This window comes from Streptomyces sp. NPDC003016, assembly GCF_053591455.1.
On the sequence record NZ_JBSFTV010000066.1, the window covers coordinates 1 to 26,527 of the forward strand.

Sequence of the window (26,527 nt, forward strand, 5' to 3'; positions counted from 1 at the left end):
CACCCCGGGTCACTCCGTGCCGAACGCCGTCCGCAACTCCTCCTTCAGCGACCGCTGGAACGTCGTGACCAGCGCCTGCACCACCATCGGCTGCTCCGCCCGGCGGCACGCCGAGCTCCCAGTCCAGCCCGTACCGCTGGAACAACTCGGCCCGCAGGCGCGGCAGCGGCATCGGCGCCCCCGGCAGCAGCGCGGCGAACACCGCGCCCATCAACAGCGCGCGCAGCAGCGGATAGTCGGCGTCCGCGTCCCGCGATCCGTGGCGCACGACAGCGCCCCGCAGCAGTTCCGCGAGCCGCTGCTGTTCGGGACACCGCACGAAGCCCTCCGCCTGGAGGATGCCCGCCATGTGCGTACGCATGAGCACCGGGTGGTCGCACGTGAGACCCAGTACGGCGTCGATCGCGCGGGCCAGCAGTTCACGGCCGTCCTCGGTGCGCGGTTCGCGCTCCAGGGCCGCTTCGAGCGTCCGGTGCATCAGCCGGTGCACGGCCGACTGCAGCAACTGCCGTTTCCCGGGAAAGTAGTAGGAGACCAGCCCGCGCGCGGATCCGGCCCGGTCCGCGATGGCGCCGAGCGTCGTCGCCTCGTATCCCCGCTCCCCGACGAGCTCCACCGTGGCCTGCAGCAACCGCTCACGGGAACGGCGGCGCAACTCCTCGTTGACCGATGCGCTGCGCGGGGACATCCTGATAACTCCTGCGTTGACTGGCCCGTAGCCAATATACTCAGTGCTCCCACGACAGGTGCCTGGCCGGGCCTGCTCCGTGGGCTTGCCGTCCGTATCCGGCGGCGCGGGGGACCGCCGGATACGGACGCTCTTCCTGTCAGGCCACGAGTGAGGGCACCGGGCGCAGCCGCACCTCGGCGGGTTCGATCCCGAGCGGCGGGCCGGAGAAGCCGAAGAGTGCGCCCCCGGCCGTCATGCGGACGTTCCTTCCCGGGAAGCGACCAGGCGGCCGTACGCCACCGCCGAGAGCGCCACCACGGCTGCTCCCAGCAGCCAGCCGCCCAGCACGTCGGACATCCAGTGCACGCCCAGGTACAGCCGGGTGACGCCGACGCCGAGGCAGGACACCGCTCCGGCGACCAGCACGGCCGTGCGCACCCCGGTACTCGCGCCGCGCAGGGAGAGCAGCCACAGCAGCAGCCCGCAGGTGACCACGGCTGTCATCGCGTGGCCGGACGGCCAGGCCGCGAAGTGCGCGGAGTCGACCGGGTCGGACCACACGGGGCGCTCACGGCCGACCGCCGCCTTGAGGCCCTGCTGCACGAGTGAACCGAGCACACTGGTCGCGGCGGTCCACAGCGCCAGGAGCCGTTCCCCCTGCCACAGCAGCCACGCGAAGACCACGGCCACCAGCGCGCGCATCGTCCACGGGTCCCACACCCAGTCGGACAGGACCCGGTTGGTGTGCGTGACGCCGGGACGGCCGACCGCCGAGCGGTGCAGGGCGTCCCCGACCGAGCGGTCGAGCGACATCAACGGCCGCCACTCGAACGCGACAAGCAGCAGAAGGACGACCGAGAGGGCCGAGCAGACAAGGGCCGTGCGTACGGGCGCGGGGAGGGCGGGGCGGGAGGACGGAGCCAGTCGTGGGGAGTGCATGAGGAGATCCTTGCCCATAGGCGGCGGCACGGACCACCCCGGGGCCGGGCGGAAGGGCTGCCGCGGCATGCCGGCCGCACCCTCCGTACGCCGGCTACCCCAGCGCGCTGAGCCCCGGCACGAACGCGACCAGCAGCGGTACGGCCGGAACGAGCGAGGCCGCCGCCGTCAGCCGCAGCCGACGGCCCGCGGTGAGGCGGGGGGCCGCGGTCAGCAGCCGGTCGACGCGCTGCGGCAGTCCGGCGTGCGAGGCGGCCGGGCACGGCCCGAACACGCCGCGGTCCTCGTTGAGTTCCACCAGGGCGAGGGCGATCGTCAGCCGGCCGAAACGCCGCGAGGCCACATCGTCGGCGGCCAGCTCCACCAGCCGGTGCATCTCGTCGCGGAACGCGGCGAACACCGGAATCTGCGGGAAGCCGGTCGCCAGAGCGGACGCGCAGTGCAGCAGCCAGTCGTGCCTGGCCCGCGCGTGCCCCTGCTCATGGGCGAGTACGGCGTCGAGCTGCCGTCCCTTCAGGCGCCGCAGCGCCGCCGTCGTGACGACCAGGCGCGGGGCCGCGCCCCCCGGCAGCCACCACGCGTCCGGACGCTCCCCCTCCAGTACGACCAGCCGGTCGGCGCCGGGCTCCTCGCCGGGCAGCAGTGGGGAGCGTACGAGCAGGTCCGCGCGCCGCTGCCCACGCCCTGCGCGCGCCCCGCGGATCTCGCGGACCAGCATCGCCGCCGTCCAGGCTCCTCCGCACGCCAGCAGCACCGCGATGACGGCGGACCACGGCCCGTACGCGGCGAGGGCGTACGCCTCCACGACGCCGTGCGGGGCCGGGGCGAACACATGGCCCCGCACGGCCTGCCAGGCGGCGGCCGCGCTGAACGTCATCGACAGGCCGAAGCACAGCAGCACGGCGGCCACCACGCACTGCCACACCCACAGGGCCACCACGGGTTCGCGCTCCCGCCAGTCGGCGCGCGACAGGAGCCGCGGGGCCGCGACGGCGGCGACGACGCCGAGCAGCAGAAGTGCCAAGGAGAGCGTCATGGGGCCAGCCTATGAGTGCGGGCCTACTCACGGGTATGGCCTTGCGCGTCAAGTGACGCAGGCCACGGTTTCGCGGCGGCGTCTCACAGGGTGACCAGCATCGCGATCATGCCGATGCCCATCGAAACCCGGCAGGCGAGGGCCAGTTCCGGCCGCGCGTCCCAGGAGGCCGCCCCACTGCCACCGCCACCGCCCGCGCCGCCGTTCACCTCCGCCTCCGCTCCCGCGACGGTGTTCCCCGCCGCCGTGGCCACCGGCATCAGTCCCACCCCCGAGCGCAGCACGTACGCGGCGTAGTACAGCAGCAGTGCGCCGGTCAGCAGCGGAATCCCACCGGCGGCGGCATACCCGGACGGGTGCCCCTCGTGCGCGGAACCGCCGCTTCCCGGAGCCATCGCCAGCGCCATGTAGACCATGGCCAGCGAACCCACCAGATGGTGCACGTGGTGCGCGCTCCCGCGGGTCTGCCACAACGCCCGCAGCGCCGCCCCGCCGAAGACCCCGGCGTACAGCATCCATCCCCACGCCGGCGGGGCGAGCACCGCGGCGGGCACCGCCATCGCCGCCATCCCGAACCCCATCAGGGCGTCACCGCCCGCCTCTTCACGGTGTTCCCCGCCGCTGCGCAGCCGCAGCAGGCAGTACGCGCCGGTCGCCGCGCACAGTGCCACGAGCAGCCAGCCGGACATCGCCTGTCCGTGCACGGTGTACCTCCCCGTCGACGGTGTCGTCCCGTCGATGCCCGCCGCCTCCGCGCCGTATGCGAGCGCACGGGGGTGCACGGGGAGCGCGCCGGGGTCAGGGGCGGTAGCGCAGCGGGTGGTCCGCGGGCACCTCGACGACGGCGATGCGCACGCCGTCGGGGTCGGCGAGCCACATCTCGATCAGGCCCCACGGCTCCTTGACCGGCGGCCGCAGCACCTCGACGCCGCGCGCCGACAGTTCCTCGTACGCCGCGACGGCGTCCTCGACCTGGAGCCACAGCTGGAGGCCGGGGGAGGGAGGGGTGTCGGAGCGCCCGGAGACCTCCAGGAAGCCGCCGCCCATGAAGTACACCGTCCCGCGCTCGGGCCCCGTGCCGAACTCGCGGTAGACGGCGAGTCCCAGCGCCTTGCCGTAGAACGCGCGGGAACGCTCCGGATCCGTGGGACGCAGAAGAGTTCTGCTGCTCAGTACCTGCACCATGCACCGGGACCTTAGCGCGCGTTACGCTCGGGGCGCCCGACCGCCGCACAGATCCGGAGACCACCCCCCATGGAGACCACCCCTCGTCCGGCCGCCACCGGACTGACCTTCCGCGACGCGACGGAAACCGATGTGGACGCGCTCGTTGCGCTCATCGAGTCGGCGTACCGGGGGGACGCCAGCCGTGCGGGCTGGACCACCGAGGCGGACATCCTCCAGGGGCAGCGGACCGACCCCGAGGGCGTCCTCGACGTGGTCAAGTCCCCGGACAGCCGGCTGCTCACGGTCGAGCGGGACGGTGTGCTGGTCGCCTGCTGCCAGCTCGAACACCGGGGCGAGGCCGCCTACTTCGGCATGTTCGCGGTCCGTCCGCAGATGCAGGGCGCCGGTCTCGGCAAGGTCGTCATCGCCGAGGCGGAGCGGACCGTGCGCGAGGCGTGGGGCGCGCGTGAGATGCACATGACGGTGATCTCCGTACGGGAGGACCTCATCGCCTGGTACGAGCGCCGCGGCTACCGCCGTACCGGGAGGACGACCCCTTTCCCGTACGGCGACGAGCGCTTCGGCATTCCGCAGCGCGACGACCTGGAGTTCGAGCTGCTGGTGAAGAGGCTGGGCTGAAAAGGGCTGGGCCGAAGCGGCCGGGCCGGGCAGGGGCGGCGACGCCCGGGGCGGACGGGGAACGGCGCCGCCGGACCCGCTCACGCGGTGAAGCGGCCCGTGCGGCGGATCTCCGGGTAGTCGGTCGTCGCGCCGTCCAGCTCCAGCGCCCGCACCAGCCGCAGCTGCTCCTGCGTGTTCACCACCCAGCCGATGACCCGCAGCCCCTCGGCGTGCGCGCGCTCCACGGTCTCCAGGGTCAGCCTGCGGATGTTGAGCGCCAGCGTCACCGCGCCCACCGCCCTGGCGCGGTCCACCACGTCGTTGCCGTAACGGCTGGCGATCAGCGCGGTCCGTACGCCGGGGACGAGCGAGGCGATCTCGGCCACCGCCTCGTCGTGGAACGACGACACCTCCACGCGGCCCGCCAGATCGCGCCGGAGCATCACCGCGGCGAGCGCCCGCGCCGCCGCGGTGTCCTTGATCTCGGCCTGGAGCGGTGACCCCACCGCGTCGAGGACCTCCTCGAAGACCGGGACGCGTTCGCCCCGCCCGGCGTCGAGTGCCCGCAGCTCCGCGAGGGTCAGGTCGGCGATCGCACCCCTGCCGTCGGTCGTACGGTCCACCTCGGCGTCGTGCATGACCACGAGCGCGCCGTCCTTGCTCAGGTGCAGGTCGAGTTCGATGGCGTCCATGCCGGCCTGTTCGGCGCGGACGAAGGAACGGAGGGTGTTCTCCGGCTCGACGCCCATGACCCCGCGATGACCAATGGTGAGGAAACTCAAGACAGTCTCGCTTCCGTCGACAGCGGCTCCGGGCAGCCTAACGGCCCGCCTCCCCGGAGGGGGCCGTCTCGCGCGGAGAAGCGGAGCGCTCCGCCCGGACCCCGGCGATCCCCGGGGCCGCGCCGGTGAACGGGAGGTGACAAGGGCTGGAACGGGTACGCGCGCTGTACGGCCACCGGGGAGCGGAGAGGGGCGGAGAGGGCAGAAGCGGGCGCCGGTACGGGACCGGACAGGAAGAACAGCGGCGATCAAGGGGGCTCGGCAGGATAATTTGCTGGACCCGCTCTTGAATGGAAGAGTCGAAGACCTATACGGTGCCTTGACGCGAGGTTCTCCCGTGAAGGAAGTGACATGACGGAAATTCTTGTGCAGGACGCAGTCGCCGACGGCATATCCGGTGCCCGGCGCGTGGTCGAGCACCCGGCCTGGCCCGAGCTCAAGAATGCCGTGGAGGCGATCCGGCCCTGGCAGTCGGCGGACGGGTCCATAGATTTCGGCGCCGAGGGCGCACCGACGCCCGCCGAAGCGGAAGCCGCCGTCGGCCGTGTGACCGGCGCGGTCGAGGAGCTCTCCCCCCTGCTGGAGCACGACGCCGCGTACCACCGGGCCCTCGTGGCCGACCTCCGCAAGTGGGTCGCCGGTGGGTTCACGGTCCCCGACTTCCTGGACTCGCTGCTCGCCTTCCAGCCCGCCCAGCGGCGCGCCGACGGCCGCCAGCACCTGGTCGTCTTCCCCATGTACACGCAGAACGGCAACCCCGACCGCAATTTCGAGGCGGTCGTCCTGCGCATGGTGTGGCCCGAGTGGCTCGCGGAGCTGGAGCGCACCCGCTACGACAACCCGCTGTTCCTCGGCATCACCTTCGAGGACTTCACCGCCGGGTACGACACGCACTCCGCCGTCCTCTTCCCCGAGACGATCGCCGTCCGCGAAGCCCCCGAGCGCTTCTCCTGGGGCGGCATCTTCTGCGACCGCGAGGCGGCCCGCTTCCGCCGCGTCACCGAGGCCGCGGTGGACATCCTCGGCCTCGAACTGCCGGAGGACATCCGAGCGATGGTCTCCGACCAGGACCGCTGCGAGCAGGCGTTCGTCCTGTGGGACATGGTCCACGACCGTACCCACAGCCACGGCGACCTGCCGTTCGACCCCTTCATGATCAAGCAGCGCCAGCCGTTCTGGATGTACGGCCTGGAGGAGCTGCGCTGCGACCTCACCGCCTTCAAGGAGGCCGTGAAGCTGGAGGCCGAGGGCAACGCGCACGGCCGTGACGTCCAGTACGCCGTGCTGTTCGACCGGATGTTCCGCTTCCCGGTCAGCGGCGACCGCGTCCGCAACTACGACGGCCTCGGCGGCCAGTTGCTCTTCGCGTACCTGCACCAGCACGACGTGGTGCGCTGGACCGACAACACGCTGAAGATCGACTGGGAGCGGGCCCCGCAGGTCACCAACCAGCTCTGCGCCGAGATCGAGGACCTCTACCGGGCCGGCATCGACCGCCCCAAGCTGGTCCACTGGTTCGCGGCGTACGACCTGGTCTCGACGTACCTCGCGCCGCACCCCGGATCGCGCTGGACCAAGGGGCCCGACGCCCTGGATCTGTCGCTGCCGCCGCGCAAACTCGTGGACGACGTGCTTCCGGACGAGTTTCCGCTCAGCATGTTCTATGAGGCGCTTTCCAAGAAGTTGAAGAACGTGATCGCCTCAACCCGGGGGATCACCGCGGCGAGTGCCGAGCGGGTGGCCGCGTGAGCCCTCGCGCCCAGGAGGCGACGACCATGACCAACGGCAGCAGCAACGGCAACGGCGGAGCGCTGGAGGGCGCCGTGGTCGCGGTGGCCGGAGCGGCGGGACCCGCGGGCCGCGCCGCCCTGCTCAGGCTGGCCGAGGCGGGCGCGACCGTCGTCGGTGCGGACGCGAACGCCGCGGGCCTCGCCGAGGCCGTCGACGCCGCGAGGTACGCCCACGGCGGCGCCACCGTCACCGGCGAGACCGTCGACCTCCTCGACCTCGACGCCACCCGCGACTGGGCCGACAAGACCGAGAAGGAGTTCGGCCGGATCGACGGGATGGTCCACCTCGTCGGCGGCTGGCGCGGCGGCGCGACCTTCGCCGAGACCAGCCTCACGGACTGGGACCTGCTGGAGAAACTGCTGATCCGCACCGTCCAGCACACCTCCCTCGCCTTCCAGGCCCCGCTCCAGCGCAGCGACCGCGGCCGCTACCTGCTGATCAGCGCTGCGGGCGCGTCCAAGCCCACCGCCGGCAACGCCGCGTACGCCGCGTCCAAGGCCGCGGCCGAGGCCTGGACCCTGGCGCTCGCCGACGAGTTCCGCAAGGCGGGGGGCGAGGAAGGGCCGCGCTGCGCGGCTGCGATCCTGGTCGTCAAGGCACTGGTGCACGACGCGATGCGCGCCGAGCGCCCGAACGCGAAGTTCGCGGGCTTCACGGACGTCAAGGAACTGGCCGATGCCATCGCCGGAGTCTGGGACCGGCCCGCCAGGGAAGTGAATGGACAGCGCCTGTGGCTGACCCCCAAGCCGTGAACCCGGATCCGACGAACGCGGCGAAGACCGACGCGCGCCGGCACCACGACCCGCGGGTGCGCGGTTTCGCGAGCGACAACTACGCGGGCGCCCACCCCGAGGTGCTCGCCGCGCTCGCCCTCGCCAACGGCGGCCACCAGGTCGCCTACGGCGAGGACGACTACACGGAGAACCTCCAGCGGATCGTCCGCAGCCACTTCGGCGGGCGGGCCGAGGCCTTCCCCGTCTTCAACGGGACCGGCGCCAACGTGGTCGCCCTCCAGGCGGTCACCGACCGGTGGGGCGCGGTCATCGCCGCCGAGACCGCGCACATCAACGTGGACGAGGGCGGCGCCCCGGAGCGGATGGGCGGCCTGAAGCTGCTGACCGTACCGACGCCGGACGGCAAGCTCACCCCCGAGCTCATCGACCGGCAGGCGTACGGCTGGGAGGACGAGCACCGCGCGATGCCGCAGGTGGTGTCGATCACCCAGAACACCGAACTGGGCACGGTCTACACACCGGACGAGATCCGGGCGATCTGCGAGCACGCGCACGAGCGCGGGATGAAGGTCCACCTCGACGGGGCCCGGGTGTCCAACGCCGCGGCCTCGCTCGACGTACCGATGCGGACCTTCACCAACACCGTGGGCGTGGACATCATGTCCTTCGGCGGGACGAAGAACGGCATGCTCTTCGGCGAGGCGGTCGTCGTCCTGAATCCGGACGCCGTGCGCGCCATGAAGCACCTGCGCAAGCTGTCGATGCAGCTCGCCTCCAAGATGCGCTTCGTCTCCGTGCAACTGGAGGCGATGCTCGCGCGCGACCTGTGGCTGCGCAACGCGCGCCACGCCAATGCCATGGCCCAGCGGCTCGCCGACGGCGTCCGCCAGGTGGACGGCGTCGAGATCCTCTACCCGGTCCAGGCCAACGCGGTGTTCGCGCGGCTGCCGCACGAGGTCGGCGAGCGTCTTCAGAAGCACTACCGCTTCTACTTCTGGGACGAGGCCGCCGGCGACGTCCGCTGGATGTGCTCCTTCGACACCACCGAGGACGACGTGGACGGCTTCGTGCAGGCGCTCAAGGAAGAGATGGCCAGGTAACACGCTCGCGACGTATAAATATGCGACCGACCGGAAACTCATTGACTTCCGGCCGGTCGCGTATTTACGCTCGACCGCCATGGAGCTGATCCAGGAAAAGCCTGATCTGGCCGCCTACTTGGCCGCCGACGACGTCATCGACCATGAGCATCCGCTGGTGCGCGAAACCGCGGCCCGGCTGCGCGCCCAAGCTCCCGATGCATACGCATACGCCAAAGCGGCCTACGAATTCGTACGCGACACCATCCCCCACTCCCACGACGCGGGCGACATGCGCGTCACCTGGCGCGCCTCGGACGTGATCGCGCGGCGCACCGGGATCTGCTACGCCAAGGCCCACGCCCTCGCGGCGCTGCTGCGCGCCGAGGGCGTCCCCACCGCCCTGTGCTACCAGCGGCTCGCGGACGACGGCGGCTCGAACGCCGTGATCCACGGACTCGTCGCGGTCAGGCTTCCGGGGCACGGCGGCTGGTCGCGGCAGGATCCGCGCGGCAACAAGCCCGGCGTGGACGCGCAGTTCTCCCCGTACGGCGAACGGCTGGCCTTCGCCGTACGTCCGGAGTTCAGTGAAGTGGACTACCCGGTGCTGCATGCTGCACCGCATCCGGTCGTCCTGCGCGCGCTGCGAGCCGCTCCGGACCGGCCGTACCTCTGGCGGACCCTCCCCGACGCCCTCTGAAAGCCCCGAGACAAGGCAGACATGACCCTCACACTTTCCGTGTCGGACGAGGTGCGCGCCCTCGCTCCCGGCTTCACCCACCTCGCCGTCGAGGCATACGGCCTGGTCAACGGTCCCAGTGACGCGGACAGCTCCGCCCTGCTCGACGACGCGACGCGCCGCCTCACCGAGCGGCTCGGCGGCCGGGCCCCGCACGAGGACCCGCACATGGCGGCCTGGCGCGCGGCGTACACGGCCTTCGGCACCAAGCCGGCCCGCAACCGCAACTCCGCCGAAGCGCTCGCCAAGCGCGCCCTGTCGGACGCCGGACTGCCGCGGATCAACCGGCTCGTCGATCTCTGCAACGCCATCAGCGTCGCGCACCTCATCCCCGTCGGGGGAGAGGACCTGGACCACATCAAGGGCGCCATGCGGCTCGTGCGGTCCACCGGCGAGGAGCCGTTCCGCACGGTCGCGGGCGGCGAGGACGCCGTCGAGCACCCGGACGCGGGGGAGGTCGTCTGGCGCGACGACGAAGGCGTCACGTGCCGGCGCTGGAACTGGCGTCAGGGCGTCCGTACGCGGCTGACCGAGGAGTCCGTCAACGCCGTCTTCCTGCTGGAGAGCATGGCCCCCATGACGCTCGGCGAGCTCCGGGCCGCGGGGGCCGAGCTCGCCGAGTCGCTGGAGAAGCTGAGCCCCGGGGCGCGGATCACGGTCCGCTCCCCGGAGTGAGAACCGCGGGACGCGGTCAGCCGGCCTCGCGCACCTGCGCCGGGGTCGGCGCCGTGCCCCCCAGGTGCGCCGGGACCCACCAGGTGTCCTCGGTGTTCTTCGGGTGTACGGGGTACGCGCGCTGGGCGGCTTCGAGCAGTTCCTGCACCCGGCCGCGCAGCCGGCGGGTGATCGCGCCCGCGAACTCGTCCACGGGCGCGTCCATCGGCTCGCCGATCCGGATCGTCACGGGGATGTGGTTGCGGCCGAAATTGCGCGGCCTGCCCTTGGTCCAGATCCGCTGGGTGCCCCACAGGGCCATGGGGATCAGCGGAACGCCGGCCTCCTGGGCCATGCGGGCAGCGCCCGACTTGAAGCTCTTGAGCGTGAACGACTCGGAGATCGTCGCCTCGGGGAAGACCCCGATGATCTCGCCCGAGCGCAGCGAGTCGAGGGCGTGCGCGTACGCCGCCTCGCCGCGCTTGCGGTCCACGGGGATGTGCTTCATACCGCGCATCAGCGGCCCGGAGATCTTGTGGCGGAAGACCGAGTCCTTCGCCATGAAGCGCACCAGGCGCTTCTGCGGCAGCGCGCCGAGCCCCGAGAAGATGAAGTCCAGGTAGCTGATGTGATTGCTCACCAGCACGGCGCCACCGGTGCGGGGGACGTTCTCAGAACCCTGCGTGTCGATCTTCAGGTCCAGCGCCTTGAACAGGGTACGTGCGGCACCGATGACCGGTCGATAGACGAGTTCTGCCATGTCTGGGGGGACCCTTCTGTGCCCGGGGAGGCTCTCCCGGCGGAAGCTACGCAGCCGTAGGTTTAGCGGCGCTGGGCAGATCGTGCCCCATGAGCGGCCGAGTAGCCAGTCCTGGAGTCGTTCATGCGCGAGATTCTCGTCACGTGCGGAAACATGGGGAATCGTCTCCCCGTGGTGAACGCTGGAAACACAGACGCGGGGAAGAGACCGAGATCAGCGGAGGCGAAGGTGCCGGGGCACGACGGCGGTACACGACTGGGCGCGGCCGAACTGGGCGTGGAGCCGGGGGAGCGCGCGACGCTTGTCCAGTTCTCCAGCGCGTTCTGCCAGCCCTGCCGCGCGACGCGCAGAACACTCGCCGAAGTGGCGGGCATGGTCGAGGGCGTCGCCCACGTGGAGATCGACGCGGAGGAGCGACTCGACCTCGTACGCGCACTCGGCATCCGCTCCACGCCCACCGTGCTCGTGCTCGACCGGGACGGGCGGATCGTGCGCAGGGCCTCGGGGCAGCCGCGCCGGGCCGATGTCATCGCCGCGCTCGGCCGCGCCGTATGACCCCCTGACCCCCGCCCGCCCGCACCCACCGCAGAAGGACACCAAGGACAGTTCCATGACGGCTTCACCCGGACTCGGCATTCCGCTCCCGACGCAGGCCCCCGAGGCCTCCTCCGACCTGCTCCGCTCGGTCTTCCGGCGCCACGCCGCGGGCGTCGCGGTGATCACCGCACAGGGCTCCCGTCCCGTCGGTTTCACCGCCACCTCCCTCAACTCGGTGGCCGCCGAGCCACCCCTGATCTCCTTCGGCGTGGGCACCGGCTCGTCCAGCTGGCCGGTGCTGGCCGAGGCCGAGCACGTCGGTGTCCACATACTCGCCGAGGGCCAGCGGGATCTGGCGGCCACGTTCGCCCGCAGCGGCGCCGACCGTTTCGCGCCGCCCACCCGGTGGCGTACGGGGCCCGAGGGGGTGCCCGTGCTCGACGGCGTACTGGCGTGGCTGGTGTGCCGGGTGGTGGCCCGCGTGCCGGCGGGGGACCATCGTGTCGTGCTCGGACAGGTCGTCGCCGGGGACCCCTCGGGCAGCGGCCGGCCGCTGCTCTACCACCAGGGGCGCTTCAACGCCCTGAGGGACTGAGAGTTCCCGGCACCCACCGATTACGCAGCGTTGGCAAGGTCACAGTTCAAAGCGCTTGCTCAGCGGGCAGGTACTGGATGTACTGACGAGTAATATTCCAGTCGGAACGGGGGTCCACCCCGACCGGAATCCGCCCCTTCAGGCGCCTATGCTGCCTGCAACGAGGCAGTCAAGAAATAGACGATGCAGTAGGAGAGCCGGCGTGAGCTTGAGGATCGTTGTCTGTGTGAAGTACGTGCCCGACGCCACCGGCGACCGGCACTTCGCCGATGACCTGACCGTCGACCGCGACGACGTCGACGGCCTGCTGTCGGAGCTCGACGAGTACGCCGTCGAGCAGGCGCTGCAGATCGCCGACGAGGCGGACGACGCGGAGATCACCGTGCTGACGGTCGGTCCCGAGGACGCCAAGGACGCCCTGCGCAAGGCGCTGTCCATGGGCGCCGACAAGGCCGTCCACGTCGAGGACGACGACCTGCACGGCACCGACGTCATGGGTACCTCGCTCGTGCTCGCCAAGGCCATCGAGCAGACCGGTTACGACCTGGTCATCACCGGTATGGCCTCGACCGACGGCGCCATGGGGGTCCTTCCGGCGATGCTGGCCGAGCGCCTGGGCGTCCCGCAGGTCACGCTGCTCTCCGAGGTCTCGGTCGAGGGTGGTGCCGGCGGAACGGTCAGGGGCCGCCGTGACGGCGACAGTGCGAGCGAGCAGCTGGAGGCGTCCCTGCCGGCCGTCGTGTCCGTGACGGACCAGTCGGGCGAGGCCCGCTACCCGTCCTTCAAGGGCATCATGGCCGCCAAGAAGAAGCCGGTTCAGTCGCTGGACCTGGACGACCTCGGCATCGACGGCGACGAGGTCGGCCTGGAGGGCGCCTGGACCCAGGTCGACTCCGCCACCGAGCGCCCGGCGCGCACCGCTGGCACGATCGTCAAGGACGAGGGCGAGGGCGGCAAGCAGCTGGCCGAGTTCCTCGCGGGCCAGAAGTTCGTCTAAGGCCGGCGCGCCACCTCGACGCCCCCAGATTCTTCGCACTCGTCACTCGCAGGAGAGCATTCCCATGGCTGAAGTTCTCGTCTACGTCGACCACGTGGACGGCGCCGTCCGCAAGCCCACCCTCGAGCTGCTGACGCTCGCCCGCCGCATCGGCGAGCCCGTCGCCGTCGCCCTCGGCAACGGCGCCGAGGCCACCGCCGCGGTGCTGGCCGAGCACGGCGCCGTCAAGGTCCTGACCGCCGACGCCCCCGAGTTCGCCGACTACCTCGTCGTACCGAAGGTGGACGCGCTCCAGGCCGCGTACGACTCCGTCGCCCCGGTCGCCGTGCTCGTGCCGTCCTCCGCCGAGGCCAAGGAGATCGCCGCCCGCCTCGCGGTCCGCATCGGCTCCGGCATCATCACGGACGCCGTCGACCTGGAGGCCGGCAAGGAGGGCCCGGTGGCCACGCAGGCCGTGTTCGCCGCCTCGTACACCACCAAGTCCCGTGTCTCCAAGGGCACCCCCGTCATCACCGTCAAGCCGAACTCGGCGCCGGTCGAGGCCGCCCCGGCCGCGGGCACCGTCGAGGCGCTCACCGTCTCCTTCGGTGAGAACGCGACCGGCACCAAGGTCGTCTCGCGCACCCCGCGCGAGTCCACCGGCCGCCCCGAGCTGACCGAGGCCGCGATCGTGGTCTCCGGTGGCCGCGGCGTCAACGGCGCCGAGAACTTCCACGTCATCGAGGAGCTCGCCGACTCGCTCGGCGCCGCCGTCGGCGCCTCGCGCGCCGCCGTCGACGCCGGCTGGTACCCGCACTCCAACCAGGTCGGCCAGACCGGCAAGTCGGTCTCCCCGCAGCTGTACATCGCCTCCGGCATCTCCGGCGCGATCCAGCACCGGGCCGGCATGCAGACCTCGAAGACGATCGTCGCCATCAACAAGGACGCCGAGGCCCCGATCTTCGACCTCGTCGACTACGGCGTGGTCGGCGACCTCTTCACGGTCGTCCCGCAGCTGACCGAAGAGGTCAGGGCCCGCAAGGGCTGACCTGCGCACGTCGTGACGCGCCGGAAAGCACCGGGGCCGTGTGGTGATCTTCACCGCGCGGCCCCGGCCGCTTTCCGGAGACCATTGACGCAGGTCACGACCGGCCATTAACTTCGCTATGCGGATTATTGATTCCGTGAAGCGGAAAACTGGAGGGTTGGAATGGGTCAGCAGGAGAAGGTGGCGACAAGCCTCGCAGGCGCGGTCAGCGAAGGCATCAGCGCCTCCCTCGTACCGGTCGACGAGGAGCTTGCCCGCCGTTACCCGGGAGACCCAGGCACCCGCCAGCCCGTACACACGGTCTACGTACCCGGCGACGTCTTCGCCGCCGACACCGTCCGCTCCTGGGGCGACCGGGCGCTCAGGGCGCTCGACGAGCACGCCCCGGACGCCGCCTCCTTCGCCGCGGTCCTCGGCCTCTCCGACGACCTCGCCCAGCCGGTCCACGACCGCGTACGGGCCAAGCTGGAGCGCGAGCCCATCGAGGACCTGCGCGTCGACTTCGAGGACGGCTACGGCGGCCGCACCGACGCCGACGAGGACGCGCACGCCGCCCGCGCCGCCCGGCTGATCAGCGAGGCGTACGCGAACGGCACGGCCGCCCCGTACATGGGCATCCGCATGAAGTGCATGGAGGCCGCCGTACGCGACCGCGGCATCCGCACCCTCGACATCTTCCTCACCGGTCTGATGGAGGCCGGCGGCCTGCCCGACGGGCTCGTCCTGACGCTGCCCAAGGTCACGTACCCCGAGCAGGTCACCGCGATGGTGCGCCTCCTGGAGGAGTTCGAGAAGGCGCGCGGCCTGGACGCGGGCCGGATCGGCTTCGAGATCCAGATCGAGACCAGCCAGTCCATCCTCGCCGCCGACGGCACCGCTGCCGTGGCCCGGATGATCGACGCCGCCGAGGGCCGTGCCACCGGACTGCACTACGGCACCTTCGACTACAGCGCCTGCCTCGGCGTCAGCGCCGCCTACCAGGCCAGCGACCACCCGGCCGCCGACCACGCCAAGGCGATCATGCAGGTCGCCGCCGCGGGCACCGGCGTACGCGTCTCGGACGGTTCCACCAACGTCCTGCCGGTCGGGACCACCGAGCACGTCCACGAGGCCTGGCGGCTCCACTACGGCCTCACCCGCCGCGCCCTGGCCCGCGCGTACTACCAGGGCTGGGACATGCACCCGGCGCACATCCCGACCCGTTACGCCGCCGTGTTCGCCTTCTACCGCGAGGGCTACGAGCAGGCCGCCGCGCGCCTCGCCGCGTACGTCAACCACGCCGGCGGCGACGTGATGGACGAGCCCGCGACCGCCAAGGCGCTCAGCAGCTACCTGCTGCGGGGCATCGACTGCGGCGCCCTCGACACCGCCGAGGTCGCCCGGCTCACCGGCCTCACCCGCGCGGACCTCGACGGTTTCGCGTCGCCGCGCCGCGGCGGCCTCACGGCCACGGCCCAGTGATCAGGAGCCGATCCGGGGCCTGATCCGCCGGCCCGTCCACCGCATGACAGCGCCGGGCATCACCGGGCATCACCGGCTGCCCGGCGCTGCCCGGCGGACGGTCTCGAGCGGATCGCCGAGCAGCCGGACCGTCGAGGCGGCTGAGGCTGCCGGCCCACCGCTGCCACACCGCCGGGGGCAGCTCCGCGAACCCGTTCCGTCCACCCGTCATGGGAGCCCGCCCTGCCGCCCCGGCACGCGCGCCCCAAGCTGCCGACAGGGCCCCGTACTGTGTACCCCGTCTCAGTCGGAACAGAGGAACGGGGCAGTGGTGGCTACGGGGGAGAACGAGCGGTTGGCCGGCCGCTACCGCGTGATCGAGCAGCTCGGCCGCGGCGGCATGGGCGTGGTCTGGCGCGCCGTCGACGAGGTGCTCGGCCGTGAGGTGGCGGTCAAGGAACTGCGGACGTACAACGACTCGTCGGCTCCCGAACTGGACGGCCTGCGCATCCGCATGCAGCGCGAAGCGCGGGCCGCCGCGCGCGTACGCCACCCCGGAGTCATCGCCGTCCACGACGTCACGGAGCACGACGGCCGCCCGGTCATCGTCATGGAACTCGTCGACGGGCCCTCCCTGGACGACGTACTGAGCGAGCGGGGCCTCCTGGACCCCCGCGAAGCCGCGTCCATCGGTGCCAGGGTGCTGGAGGCGCTGGGCGCCGCACACGCGGTCGGGGTGCTGCACCGCGACGTCAAACCGGGCAATGTACTGCTCGACCGGGCCAGCGGGCGGGTGGTGCTCACCGACTTCGGGATCGCGGCCATGGACGATCCGGGCGACGGCTCCACGGCCCACCTCACCCGCAGCGGCGAACTGGTCGGCTCCCTCGACTACTTGGCGCCCGAGCGCGCCCAGGGTCAGGAGCCGGGCCCCGCGTCCGACGTCTGGGCGCTCGGCGCGACACTGTACGCGGCGGTGGAGGGCGGCTCTCCGTTCCGCCGTACGTCAACCTGGTCGACGCTGACCGCGATCGTCCAGGAGCCGCTGCCGGAGCCGCGGCGGGCCGGACCGCTCGGGCCCGTACTCCAGCGGCTGATGAGCAAGGACCCGGCGCAGCGTCCCGATGCCGGGGAGGCGGCCCGGCTGCTCACGGCGGTGGCCGCCGGTGAGGACCCGGCGGCCACGACGGCGCTGCGCGGCGGTGCCGGTTCCGGTGCCGGGGACAGTGCTGCGCAGCCCGGCTTCGCGCAGGGCGGCCCTCACGCCTCCCACGCCTCCCACGCCCCGCACGGCTCTTACGGTCCGCCCCGGGAAGCGACGGTGCACGATGTGCTTCCGCACCGGCCGGAGGGGTTCGGCCCCGTGGCCGGTCCGTCGCCCGCCGCGCCCGGCCCCGCTCCGGGAAGCAGGCCCGGGCGCGGCAGGACTGCTCTGGTGGCGGCGGGAGTCGCGGCCGTCCTGCTGGCCGGCGGCGGTGTGACGTACGTCCTCACCGACCGTACGGAGCCGGTGTCCGCAGGGCAGGCGAAGGGGGCGGAGGAGGAGAGCGCCTCGCCCGGCAGCCTCGGCCGGATGCCCGCAGGCGACGAGCCTTCCGCCACGAAGAAGCCGGCCGGCTCCGGACCCACCGGGCAGGAGGCCGAGAAGAGCCCACGACCGGACGCGAAGCCGCCTGCCGCCGACGGCGATGACGACGGCGACGGCGACGGCGGCAAGGACTCCGGCGGCTCGGACGGCGGCAGAGACTCCGGATCGGACGGCGGCAAGGGCGACGGCGGTCCCGGTACGTCGGATTCCGCCGACGGCGCCGACACGTCGGGCGGTTCGGGCGGCGCGGCGACCGGCGGGTCCGGCGAGGGCGGCCCGACGACCACGGCCGGCGGCGGGAACGGCCCGGACGAACCGGCTCCTGAGCCCGCCTGCCACAGCATCGGCGGCGGCAAGTACAACTGCACGGTCTGGCGGACCGCGAAGTCCTACACGGCGTCCGGAGCCGAGGCCGGTGTGCTGAACGCGGGCACCAACTACTTCTACTGCCAGCAGAACCTCGGCCGCAGGGAGACCTCCGGCCAGTGGACGAACGTCTGGTGGGCCAAGACCGACGACGACAGCGGGAACGCCGGCGTCTTCGTCAGCGACGTCTACCTCAAGGGCGGCGACAACGACAAGCCCGTGCCCGGCCTGCCGGTCTGCTGAGGCCGCGCCGGACGCCGACCGGGCCCGGCGGGCAGGGCCCGGCGGGCCCGGTCGGCCGGACCGGGCTCAGGGCGTCCACGGCGGGATCTCGCCCGAGCCGCGCACGACGAGGCGCGTCGGGAGTTCCACGCGCGCGGGCGCGTCGTTCGCACCGTCGAGACGGCGGAAGAGGCGGTCGGCCGCGGTGCGGCCCAGTGCGGCGGCGTCCTGCGCGACGACGGTGAGGCCCGGCTGGAGCAGGTCGGCGAGTTCGATGTCGTCGAACCCGACCAGGGCGACCGGGTGCTCCCGGCCGGCGAGGACCCGTACCGCCGTCACCGTCACCCGGTTGTTGCCCGCGAAGATCGCGGTGACGGGCTCGGGGGCGTCCAGCATCGCGGTGACCGCGTCCCGCACCCGCTCGGGTGCCGTGGAGCCGAGCGACACCCACGCGTCGTCGGCCGGCAGCCCGGACTCCTCCATCGCGGCGTAGTAGCCGCGGAGCCGCTCGCCCGCCGTGTGGATGCGCGGCTGGTCGCCGATGAAGCCGATACGGCGGTGGCCGTGCCCGATCAGATGGGCCACGCCCTCGCGCGCGCCGCCGAAGCTGTCGGAGAGCACCACGTCCGCGTCCATCTTCCCGGCGGGGCGGTCCACGAAGACGGTGGCGACGCCCGCCGCGATCTCCGGCTCCAGGTAGCGGTGGTCGTCCCCGGCCGGGATCACGATGAGACCGTCGACGCGCCGGGCGCAGAGCGCGAGCACCAGTTCCTGTTCGCGGGCTGGGTCCCCGGCGCTCGATCCATTGATGAGGAGGGCGCCGTGGGCGCGGGCCACTTCCTCCACGGCGCGGTTCAGCGGCCCGTAGAACGGGTCCGCGAGGTCTTCGAGGACGAGGCCGATGCTGGCGGTGCGGCCCTTGCGCAGGACGCGCGCGCTGTCGTTGCGGCGGAAGCCCAGTGCCTCGATCGCCTCCTGGACGCGCTGTTCGGTGTCGGGTGTGACGCCCGCTTCGCCGTTCACCACGCGGGAGACCGTCTTGAGGCCGACTCCGGCGCGGGCGGCGACGTCCTTCATGGTCGGCCGGTTGCCGTAGCGGGGTTCGGGGCGGCGGCTTTCGGTCTCGGCCACGGTGCGCTGTCCTGTCCTCGTCGGTGCGGTGTCCGGCAAGCAGGGCGTGCTCGCCGGTGTGCGAAGGGTGTGGCGTCGAGCATAGGGCCTGGACAACGTTGTCAGGTGAAGGGAGACTTGCCCTGACCTGCTGCCACCCCCTGCCCCGCTGGAGACCGGACACCGATGCACACCGACCTCGTCGCCGCTCTCGACATCGGCGGCACCAAGATCGCCGGCGCGCTGGTGGACGGTGACGGCCGGATTCTTCTGCGCGCGCAGCGGCCGACGCCCGCGCGTGAGGACGCCGAGACCGTGATGCGTGCGGTCGGCGGGGTGTTCGGTGAGCTGACCGCCTCCCCGTTGTGGGACCGTGCCACGGCCGTCGGCATCGGCAGCGCGGGACCGGTGGACGCCTCCGCCGGTACGGTCAGCCCGGTCAACGTCCCGGGGTGGCGCGACTTCCCGCTGGTCGAGCGGGTACGCCGGGTGGCGGGAGGCCGGCCGGTCACCCTGGTCGGCGACGGCGTGGCGATGACGGCCGCCGAGCACTGGCAGGGTGCGGCCCGCGGTTACGACAACGCGCTGTGCCTGGTGGTCTCCACCGGCGTCGGCGGCGGCCTGGTGCTGGACGGGCGAGTGCACCCGGGCCCGACGGGCAACGCGGGCCACATCGGTCACATCAGTGTCGACCTGGACGGCGACCTGTGCCCGTGCGGGTCGCGCGGCTGCGTCGAGCGGATCGCCAGCGGCCCCAACATCGCGCGCCGGGCGCTCGGCCAGGGCTGGCGGCCGGGCCCGGACGGCGACGCCACCGCCGCCGCGGTGGCCGCCGCCGCCCGGGCCGGAGACCCGGTCGCCGTCGCGTCGTACCGGCGGGCGGCCCAGGCCCTGGCCGCCGGGATCGCCGCGACCGCGACGCTGACCGAGATCGAGATCGCCGTCGTCGGCGGGGGAGTGGCCGGCGCGGGCGACGTGCTCTTCACGCCCCTGCGCCGCGCGCTGCGCGAGTACGCCACGCTCTCCTTCGTCCAGCGCCTGAAGGTCGCCCCGGCCCTGACCGGAACCGACGCGGGCCTGGTGGGCGCGGCGGCCGCCGCCTCGCTCGGCGGACGGCCGGGCGAGGCGGCGGCGTACGCCGGCTGACGCGGACGACCGCCCGGCCGGACGAGGTACTGCCCGGCCCGCGACCGAACTCACCGGCCGTTGTAGCGTGGGCCGGTGAACGGTGACCACGAGCGGGACACGGCGCTGGCGCAAGCGGTACGGCTACGGGAGGAGGGCCGGGCCGCCGAGGCCCGCGGCCGGCTGGTGACACTGGCCGAGCGGTATCCGCAGGACGCCGTGATCGCCTATCAGGCCGCGTGGGCGCACGACGTGCTCGGCCTGGAGAGCGAGGCCGCTCCGTACTACGAACGCGCCCTGAGCCTGCCGGGCCTGCCGCCCGAGGACCGCCACGGTGCCTTCCTGGGCCTGGGCAGCACCTACCGCGTGCTGGGCCGCTACGAACCGGCCCTGCGCACCCTGCGCTGCGGCCTGGCGGAGTTTCCGCACGACCCGGCCCTGGAGTCCTTCCTCGCCATGGCCCTGTACAACACCGGCCAAGGCCGTGAAGCCGTCCGGACGCTGCTCAAGGCCCTGGCGGCCACCAGCGACGACCCGGGCGTGCGGCGTTACCGCGCCGCGATCGAGCACTACGCCGACGACCTCGACGCCACGGAGTAGCCGGATCCGGCGCGCGCGTCGGCTTCCGTCGCCCGCTCCGTCACGACCACCAGGAACGCGTCCGACTCCAGGTCCATCACGACCTCCGCCGGGCAGCCCTCCGCGCGTCGCGCCAGGGCGAACTCCTCGGCCGGCCGGCTGCCCCGCGGGCCGCCGGCCGGGAACTGTTCCAACACCATGCGACTCATGCCGCACCCCACTCCCATGCCTGCTGAACTGTTGCTCCCGTTGCCCCAACGAGACTCCGCACACATGCGTCACGGTTCCCCGTTCGGGCCGGGCCCTCTCTTGTACGGTCCGACGCCACCCGTGCCCCGTGCCGTTGCCTCCGGCATGCAACAGCATCGGCACGGTTGTGTGCCCAAACGGTCGCGGGCACGATGCGGTGACCCGGGGTTTCCGTGGCGGTGTGTCGCGGACGAACCACTGGGAGCTACGGAAGAGGGGGAACCGTGATCGTCTGGATCAACGGTTGCGTCGACATAAGGCCAGGTCGGCGTCCTGCCTGCTTCTATTCGCTCCCAAACCTAGCCGTACTTAGCTTTAGCTAGCCGTAGTCAGCCTTGATTGGGAAGATCTTTCTCCCATCCGTCTCCCATGGGAGACGGATGGGAGACGGATGCGATGGAGTCCCAGATCCGGGACCGTTTGGTTAACCAGGGGCGCCGTGAGCTATCGCCGTCGAGGGGACTCGGGCCCGCCGGGCTACATCCAGGGGGCCGCCGCCATCCGGCTCCCTGACCGTCGGCCGGATACCTTGCCCGCCGGGCCGTGCGCCCGGCGGGCAAGCAAGGTGAAGTCCCATGCATGGCCGGGCCCGGGGCCGGGCTGGTGGTCCGTCGGCGGCGGTAGACCTTCTGCTGGCAGCCGGCGTCGCAGTACGCATAATCCGCACGCCCAGCAGAAACGGGCGTGCCGCAGGCGCCGCAGGGGCGGCCCGATCCCCAGCATCCGCTACGCGTGCCCTTGCGGGATGTTTCGGCATGCCAGGGAGCAGGTCGCCCCCCCTCATCAGCACTTCCGTCCTGGGGACGACGGCCAGGCCGCACCCGGCGGCACACGCCTGGGGCGGGAGAGCAGCCGGGCCTGCAGGCGCTGGTCGCCATGCAGGTGGGCCGCGACGCGGTTACCCGATCCTCGCCGAGCACCTGCGTGACCAGCTGTACGTTCTGGTGCCGCCCGCCACCAGGCTGTCACTTGGTTGCGGGCTCCACGTCTGCGCGAGCCGCATTGACCTCGTTCCGCATCTGCCGCTCGATCACCTCGACGGGCCGCCACTTGCACCTGCTGATCTCTATCCGCCTTCTTGAGATGGTCTCGGACCGCGTCAGTCCTGGACCGAAGTCCTGCTTCACGCCGTCAACGAAGAACGCCAAGAGTGAGCCTTTTCCAACCTGCTGGCGGGGCTGGCAGGTTGGGGCACCCTGCGCGAGGTGAACGACGAAGCTCCTGGCAGACGGGTTCACGACCAAGATCACCCGTGCCGACCAGGAGCTTCGCGTGCTTGTTTACGCATCAGCGATCGATCTGTCCAGCGCGCACCTTCGTCACCTTGCCCGGTGCCTGGCCGCTCACCGCCGCAAGATCGGCACCCGATGGCGTCGCATCACGCCGAGCCGGCAGACGCTTCTGGTCCTGACTCACCTGCGCTGTGGCAACACCTACGTTCAGCTGGCCGCCGCGTTCGGCATCGGGATCGCAACCGTCTACCGTTACGTCCGCGAGGCGATACAGATCCTGGCCGCACTCGCTCCCAGCCTGGCCGAGGCGATGCGGACCGCACGCCGGCTGGCCTTCGTAATCCTTGACGGGACGCTCCTGCCGATCGACCGGATCGCCGCCGACACCCCGTACTACTCCGGCAAGCACAAGCGCCACGGCATGAACGTCCAAGTCCTCACCGACCCATTCGGACGGCTACTGTGGGCTTCGCCCGCGCTCCCCGGCTCCACTCACGACCTGACCGCCGCTCGTACCCACGGCATCGTCGACGCACTCGCCGAGGCCGGACTGAAGTGCTGGGCCGACAAGGCTTATCAGGGCGCCGACGGTTCCATCCGGGTGCCCTTCCGCGGCCGTCGCCTCAAGCGGTGGCAGCGCAGGCACAACAGCACCCATGCCAAGATCCGCTGCCTCGGCGAGCAGGCCATGGCCACCCTCAAAGGCTGGCGGCTCCTGCGGAAGCTCCGCTGCAGCACCAACCGCATCACCGACCTGGTGAAGGCCGTCCTCGTCCTTCACCACGCATCAGCGTGAGGTTGAAAAAGGCTCACTGGTCAATGAGCTTCTTTGATCCTGCCTCTGAGGGGCTATAAGGCCTGGTCAGGCGGGGTGGTGGTGACGTGGCAGAGCCCCCGGTCGTTGGCGGTGTTGATTCCACTCGACACTGCCGACAGCCCGGGGGCTCTGTTGGTTCCGTATCCTTCCATGCTCGACGTCTCGTATGAGCTGGTCGAGCATGTCTCCTGGCTCATCTACGCCCGAAGGCGTGAGGTGAACTCGCCGTGGAGACGGCTCGGTTGCTTCAAGCAGGCGCTTCTCGTCCTGGCCCATCTTCGGAAGAACGAGTCGTTCGCCCAGCTCGCGGCCGGGTTCGGTGTCTCGACCGCGACGGCCTGGCGCTACGTCGACGAGACCCTGGACGTCCTCGCGGCGTGGGCGCCGGGCCTGCACGAGGCCCTGACCGGGCTGGGCGAGGGCGATCACGTGATCGTGGACGGCACCCTGATCGCCACCGACCGTATCAAGGCGGATGAGCCGTACTACTCGATGAAGCACCGCCGGCATGGGATGAACGTGCAGGTCATCGCCTGGCCCGACGGCACACCGCTCTGGTTCTCCCGCGCGATGCCGGGCCGGACCCACGATCTGACCGCGGCCCGTGCCCACGGCATCGTCCAGGCCTGCATGACCAGGCAGATCCTCGTTCTCGCGGACCGCGCTTACCAGGGCGCAGGTGCCACCTTCCGCACCCCGTACTACCACCACCGCGAACAGCCCGAGCACTCCAGCAGTTCAACCGGGATCATGCCCGGCTCAGGGCTCCGGGTGAACGCGCCTTCGCACAGTTGAAGTCTTGGCGAATCCTCCGGCGAGCCAGATGCTCCACCCGCCGGATCGGCACCATCGTTCAGGCCGTCCACACGCTACTGACCTGCAGCTATCCAGGATGAAAACGGCTCAATGAGGTTTTCTCAATAAAGATCACTTCCACTGGTGGTTGAGGGCAATGGCGGCACGGGCTATGTCGCCGATGCGGCCGGGGCTCAGGGTGACGTGCTTCAGAGTGCGCCAGCGTTCCTTGAGCTCGGCGGCGGTGCGCTCGCCGAGGGCGCGGAGGTCTCTGATCGTGGTGTTCGTGCTGCGCGTGTTGGCGTCGAGGGCCCTTTCCGGCTTTCCTTTGGGGCGGCGGACCGGGACATGGATGCCGATGCCGGCACCGATGTAGCCCTTGTCGGCCAGAGTCGGTAGTCCGTCGGCGGCAGCCTTGTACAGCGCGGGCAGGACATGCAGCCGGGCTGCGGTGATGTCCGGGGTGGATCCCGGTTCGGCGTCGGAGACCCACAGCGGGGTGCCGTCCGGGCCGGACAGGAACTGGACGTTGCCGCCGAAACTCTTGTGTTTCTGGCTGAACCACACGTCGTTGCCGTTGTCCCGGATACCGGCGAGGCGGTCACTCTCGACGAGCATGCCGTCGAGGATCACGTGACTCATCTCCTCGGCGCGGCAACGGTCCAACACCTCGTGCAGATCCGGGGCTTGATCCGCGAGGACATCGATCCCCTCGTGCAGGTAGCGGTAGCCGGTGGCCTGCGAGACGTCGGCGTCCCTGGCCAGGCAGTGCACGCAGCCGCGCTCACGGAACCAGCGCAGCATCAGGACGGCCTGCCGGAACGTGCCCAGGGCCCGCGATCCACGAGGGGTGTTGAGGCCGCGGCGATGCGCGGCGAGCAGCCTGGACAGGTACACCACGATGTGGCGCGGAACGTCGAGCGTGGCAGCATAGGTGACCAACGTGAAGCCTCTGGTTCTGCGGACGATCTTGTGGTGAGAACCGTCCTACCAGGGGCTTCACGTCTGTCTACGACCGGCCCCCCGAGGCGCAATTTCGCTGAGAAAACTTCAATTCCTCACCGCGTTGAACTGCTGGCCGCAGTTGGTGGGGCTAGGAGTGCACACGGTGATCCGGACCCGGTCGATACCGCCGGGCAGATCGGGATTACCGATGACGAAGTTATAGGGCTTCTCCCCGTACGCGGAGCTATTGACGACACCCCTGCTCTCGGTATCGATCTTGGTACTGCCAGCGAAGGCTTCGAAATGAACAGTGGTGCCGACGGTGGTCCAGTCCGCGACTCCACCCTGCACGGTCGCCGTCCGGTTTCCCCAGATCACTGTGCCCCAGGCGCCACCGAGTACGCAGTCCTGTGAGCACACATCGAACGGATCATTGGCCCACGGCGCCGCACTGGACCCGGCTTCGGTAGAGGCCAAGGCCGAGGGGGCCGCGGCCAGCACCAAGACCGTCACCAGCGTCGAGACCGCGCTCAGATTGCCATTCATGCGTCGTGTCGTCACGTGTACCCCTTCAGAACCGAGGAAGCGGCGTCAGTTCCTCACCATGCCGACGACGGCCGTCGCCACAGGCAATCTCTCCGGCTGTGAGCGTCATGCACACTCGGACCTTGATCTGGTCGACCCCACCGGGCAGGCCCTTCTCACATCAACCGATACCGCATGGCCAGCGTCTCATCCGGTGAACCACGTCGAAAGTGTCATTCAAGTCAACTTGGACTTGACCGGCCCATCCCACCCACCGCGGTACGCGAAGCATTGCGCTCGCTGACCACCACCGAGCTGGTTCGGCGGCGGGCCTTGACCCCGGGTTTTGGACACCGGAGAGACTTGGATCTTGATGGTCCAGGAGAACGGAGTCCCCGTGGGGATGAAGCATTACCCCGCCGAGTTCAAGGCGGACGCGGTCGCGTTGTACCGGTCGAGGCCGGGAGCGACGATCAAGTCGGTCGCCGGTGATCTCGGAGTGAACACCGAGACGCTGCGGAACTGGATCCGAGCCGCTGACGGCCGCCGTCCCGGTGCCCACTCCGCGCCGCCACCTGCTGCGCAGGCGGGCGGTGATGGCGTTCAGGCGGAGCTGGTCGCGGCACGCAAGAGGATCCGTGAGCTGGAGGAAGAGCGTGACATTCTCCGCAAGGCGGCCCGGTATTTCACGACGGAGACGCGCTGGTGAACCGCTTCCAGTTCGTCGCTGACCACCAGCGCCGTCACGGCGTGAAGCGGCTCTGCGACATTCTCGGCCTCTGCCGGTCAAGCTTCTACTACTGGCGCCGCACCGCGGCCGCAAGGGCGGCTCGACAGACCGTCGAGGCCGGGCTCGCAGCCCGGATACGCAAGGTCCACCGGGAATCCGACGGCACTTACGGTGCCCCCAGGATCACCGCCGAGCTCCGCGACCAGGGCGAACAGATCAACCACAAACGGGTCGCCAGGATCATGCGGACCATCGGGCTCGAAGGAGTCCGTCTGCGCCGCCGGCACCGCACCACCCTCACGGACCAAGCGGCCCCGAAGGCACCGGATCTGATCGGCCGTGACTTCACCGCGGCCGCGGTGAACACGAAGTACGTCGGCGACATTACGTATCTGCCGGTCAGCGGCTCAAAGCCGCTCTACCTCGCGACCGTCATCAACCTCGCCTCACGCAGGCTGGCCGGATGGGCCATCGCCGACCACATGCGCACCGAGCTCGTCACCGACGCCCTGACGGCAGCCGAGCGGACCCGCGGGAGCCTGGCCGGAGCGATCATGCACACCGATCACGGATCGCAATACACGAGCAGGGCCTTCACTGAAATATGCAGGTCAGCAGGGGTCCGGCAGAGCATGGGCGCAGTCGGCTCCAGCGCGGACAATGCCGCAGCGGAGAG

General features: G+C 71.1%; 28 protein-coding genes and 1 pseudogene. 18 read left to right on the plus strand and 11 right to left on the minus strand.

What is annotated here, in order from left to right; genetic code table 11:
• The 5 genes from ACWDZ4_RS33525 to ACWDZ4_RS33545 all read right to left on the minus strand — a co-directional run.
• A partial coding sequence (locus ACWDZ4_RS33525) for a TetR/AcrR family transcriptional regulator (RefSeq protein ID WP_451512168.1) occupies window positions 1–688 on the minus strand: 688 nt, incomplete at its 3' end.
• A gap of 234 nt (window positions 689–922) precedes the next feature.
• Entirely contained in the window at window positions 923–1,609 is a 687-nt protein-coding gene (locus tag ACWDZ4_RS33530) for a phosphatase PAP2 family protein (RefSeq protein WP_451512169.1), read from the minus strand.
• Window positions 1,610–1,703: 94 nt separating this feature from the next.
• Window positions 1,704–2,645 carry a M56 family metallopeptidase gene (locus tag ACWDZ4_RS33535; protein WP_451512170.1) on the minus strand — a complete coding sequence of 314 codons (942 nt, stop codon included), beginning with the start codon at window positions 2,643–2,645 and terminating at the stop codon, window positions 1,704–1,706.
• An 83-nt stretch (window positions 2,646–2,728) separates the two neighbouring features.
• Window positions 2,729–3,349: a DUF5134 domain-containing protein gene (locus ACWDZ4_RS33540; RefSeq protein WP_451512171.1), complete on the minus strand. Its 621-nt coding sequence runs from the start codon at window positions 3,347–3,349 to the stop codon at window positions 2,729–2,731.
• 94 nt (window positions 3,350–3,443) lie between these two features.
• A complete protein-coding gene (locus ACWDZ4_RS33545) occupies window positions 3,444–3,830 on the minus strand; it encodes a VOC family protein (protein WP_451512172.1) in 387 nt (128 codons plus the stop codon).
• 69 nt (window positions 3,831–3,899) lie between these two features.
• Between ACWDZ4_RS33545 and ACWDZ4_RS33550 the strand changes: the two genes are divergently transcribed.
• A complete protein-coding gene (locus ACWDZ4_RS33550) occupies window positions 3,900–4,451 on the plus strand; it encodes a GNAT family N-acetyltransferase (RefSeq protein WP_451512173.1) in 552 nt (183 codons plus the stop codon).
• Between the two features lie 80 nt (window positions 4,452–4,531).
• Here the strand turns inward: ACWDZ4_RS33550 and ACWDZ4_RS33555 are convergent, their stop codons facing one another.
• Complete coding sequence (locus ACWDZ4_RS33555; protein ID WP_451512174.1) at window positions 4,532–5,215, minus strand: glycerophosphodiester phosphodiesterase; 684 nt, start codon at window positions 5,213–5,215, stop codon at window positions 4,532–4,534.
• A gap of 351 nt (window positions 5,216–5,566) precedes the next feature.
• Here ACWDZ4_RS33555 and ACWDZ4_RS33560 point away from each other — a divergent pair, with 351 nt between their 5' ends.
• The 5 genes from ACWDZ4_RS33560 to ACWDZ4_RS33580 all read left to right on the plus strand — a co-directional run bounded on the left by ACWDZ4_RS33560 (window position 5,567) and on the right by ACWDZ4_RS33580 (window position 10,233).
• Entirely contained in the window at window positions 5,567–6,964 is a 1,398-nt protein-coding gene (locus ACWDZ4_RS33560; protein ID WP_451512175.1) for a DUF6421 family protein, read from the plus strand.
• A gap of 26 nt (window positions 6,965–6,990) precedes the next feature.
• Complete coding sequence (locus tag ACWDZ4_RS33565; protein ID WP_451512176.1) at window positions 6,991–7,758, plus strand: SDR family NAD(P)-dependent oxidoreductase; 768 nt, start codon at window positions 6,991–6,993, stop codon at window positions 7,756–7,758.
• Window positions 7,737–8,840: a threonine aldolase family protein gene (locus tag ACWDZ4_RS33570; RefSeq protein WP_451512177.1), complete on the plus strand. Its 1,104-nt coding sequence runs from the start codon at window positions 7,737–7,739 to the stop codon at window positions 8,838–8,840. The genes ACWDZ4_RS33565 and ACWDZ4_RS33570 overlap by 22 nt, the downstream gene beginning before the upstream one ends.
• A gap of 79 nt (window positions 8,841–8,919) precedes the next feature.
• Entirely contained in the window at window positions 8,920–9,519 is a 600-nt protein-coding gene (locus tag ACWDZ4_RS33575; protein WP_451512178.1) for a transglutaminase domain-containing protein, read from the plus strand.
• Window positions 9,520–9,540: 21 nt separating this feature from the next.
• Window positions 9,541–10,233, plus strand: coding sequence for a B3/B4 domain-containing protein (locus ACWDZ4_RS33580; RefSeq protein ID WP_451512179.1), 693 nt, complete (start codon window positions 9,541–9,543; stop codon window positions 10,231–10,233).
• A 16-nt stretch (window positions 10,234–10,249) separates the two neighbouring features.
• On the opposite strand, the gene ACWDZ4_RS33585 is transcribed toward ACWDZ4_RS33580, so the two are convergent.
• Window positions 10,250–10,972 (minus strand): lysophospholipid acyltransferase family protein, encoded by a 723-nt coding sequence (locus ACWDZ4_RS33585; RefSeq protein WP_451512180.1) that lies wholly within the window; start codon window positions 10,970–10,972, stop codon window positions 10,250–10,252.
• A 228-nt stretch (window positions 10,973–11,200) separates the two neighbouring features.
• Here ACWDZ4_RS33585 and ACWDZ4_RS33590 point away from each other — a divergent pair, with 228 nt between their 5' ends.
• The 6 genes from ACWDZ4_RS33590 (at window position 11,201) to ACWDZ4_RS33615 (ending at window position 17,765) form a co-directional block, all read left to right on the plus strand.
• A complete protein-coding gene (locus ACWDZ4_RS33590) occupies window positions 11,201–11,527 on the plus strand; it encodes a TlpA family protein disulfide reductase (protein ID WP_451512181.1) in 327 nt (108 codons plus the stop codon).
• A 55-nt stretch (window positions 11,528–11,582) separates the two neighbouring features.
• The gene (locus tag ACWDZ4_RS33595) at window positions 11,583–12,104 is read left to right on the plus strand and encodes a flavin reductase family protein (RefSeq protein WP_451512182.1); all 522 of its coding nucleotides are present in this window, start codon (window positions 11,583–11,585) and stop codon (window positions 12,102–12,104) included.
• Between the two features lie 202 nt (window positions 12,105–12,306).
• Window positions 12,307–13,101 carry an electron transfer flavoprotein subunit beta/FixA family protein gene (locus ACWDZ4_RS33600; RefSeq protein ID WP_451512183.1) on the plus strand — a complete coding sequence of 265 codons (795 nt, stop codon included), beginning with the start codon at window positions 12,307–12,309 and terminating at the stop codon, window positions 13,099–13,101.
• A 64-nt stretch (window positions 13,102–13,165) separates the two neighbouring features.
• Window positions 13,166–14,128 (plus strand): electron transfer flavoprotein subunit alpha/FixB family protein, encoded by a 963-nt coding sequence (locus ACWDZ4_RS33605; protein ID WP_451512184.1) that lies wholly within the window; start codon window positions 13,166–13,168, stop codon window positions 14,126–14,128.
• 162 nt (window positions 14,129–14,290) lie between these two features.
• Entirely contained in the window at window positions 14,291–15,589 is a 1,299-nt protein-coding gene (locus tag ACWDZ4_RS33610; RefSeq protein WP_451512185.1) for a DUF6986 family protein, read from the plus strand.
• Window positions 15,590–15,899: 310 nt separating this feature from the next.
• Window positions 15,900–17,765, plus strand: coding sequence for a serine/threonine-protein kinase (locus ACWDZ4_RS33615; protein ID WP_451512186.1), 1,866 nt, complete (start codon window positions 15,900–15,902; stop codon window positions 17,763–17,765).
• Window positions 17,766–17,831: 66 nt separating this feature from the next.
• Here the strand turns inward: ACWDZ4_RS33615 and ACWDZ4_RS33620 are convergent, their stop codons facing one another.
• The gene (locus ACWDZ4_RS33620; RefSeq protein WP_451512187.1) at window positions 17,832–18,875 is read right to left on the minus strand and encodes a LacI family DNA-binding transcriptional regulator; all 1,044 of its coding nucleotides are present in this window, start codon (window positions 18,873–18,875) and stop codon (window positions 17,832–17,834) included.
• A 165-nt stretch (window positions 18,876–19,040) separates the two neighbouring features.
• On the opposite strand from ACWDZ4_RS33620, the gene ACWDZ4_RS33625 reads away from it, so the two are divergent.
• Window positions 19,041–20,000 carry an ROK family protein gene (locus ACWDZ4_RS33625; protein ID WP_451512188.1) on the plus strand — a complete coding sequence of 320 codons (960 nt, stop codon included), beginning with the start codon at window positions 19,041–19,043 and terminating at the stop codon, window positions 19,998–20,000.
• Between the two features lie 75 nt (window positions 20,001–20,075).
• On the plus strand, window positions 20,076–20,579 hold the full coding sequence (locus tag ACWDZ4_RS33630) for a tetratricopeptide repeat protein (protein ID WP_451512189.1): 504 nt from the start codon (window positions 20,076–20,078) through the stop codon (window positions 20,577–20,579).
• Here ACWDZ4_RS33630 and ACWDZ4_RS33635 read toward each other — a convergent pair.
• Window positions 20,549–20,767, minus strand: a complete 219-nt coding sequence (locus ACWDZ4_RS33635) for a hypothetical protein (RefSeq protein WP_451512190.1) — start codon at window positions 20,765–20,767, stop codon at window positions 20,549–20,551. The two genes, ACWDZ4_RS33630 and ACWDZ4_RS33635, sit on opposite strands and share 31 nt — an antisense overlap.
• A 1,312-nt stretch (window positions 20,768–22,079) precedes the next feature.
• On the opposite strand from ACWDZ4_RS33635, the gene ACWDZ4_RS33640 reads away from it, so the two are divergent.
• Both ACWDZ4_RS33640 and ACWDZ4_RS33645 read left to right on the plus strand, forming a co-directional pair.
• Entirely contained in the window at window positions 22,080–22,835 is a 756-nt protein-coding gene (locus tag ACWDZ4_RS33640; protein ID WP_451512191.1) for a transposase family protein, read from the plus strand.
• 111 nt (window positions 22,836–22,946) lie between these two features.
• A pseudogene (locus ACWDZ4_RS33645) lies at window positions 22,947–23,752 on the plus strand (transposase family protein).
• A 31-nt stretch (window positions 23,753–23,783) separates the two neighbouring features.
• Here the strand turns inward: ACWDZ4_RS33645 and ACWDZ4_RS33650 are convergent.
• The gene (locus ACWDZ4_RS33650; protein ID WP_451512192.1) at window positions 23,784–24,593 is read right to left on the minus strand and encodes a transposase family protein; all 810 of its coding nucleotides are present in this window, start codon (window positions 24,591–24,593) and stop codon (window positions 23,784–23,786) included.
• A gap of 108 nt (window positions 24,594–24,701) precedes the next feature.
• Window positions 24,702–25,157 (minus strand): hypothetical protein, encoded by a 456-nt coding sequence (locus ACWDZ4_RS33655; RefSeq protein WP_451512193.1) that lies wholly within the window; start codon window positions 25,155–25,157, stop codon window positions 24,702–24,704.
• Window positions 25,158–25,524: 367 nt separating this feature from the next.
• On the opposite strand from ACWDZ4_RS33655, the gene ACWDZ4_RS33660 reads away from it, so the two are divergent.
• A complete protein-coding gene (locus ACWDZ4_RS33660) occupies window positions 25,525–25,830 on the plus strand; it encodes a transposase (RefSeq protein ID WP_451512194.1) in 306 nt (101 codons plus the stop codon).
• Window positions 25,827–26,527, plus strand: a 701-nt coding sequence (locus ACWDZ4_RS33665) for an IS3 family transposase (RefSeq protein ID WP_451512195.1), incomplete at its 3' end; no start/stop codon positions are given. The genes ACWDZ4_RS33660 and ACWDZ4_RS33665, both read left to right, overlap by 4 nt.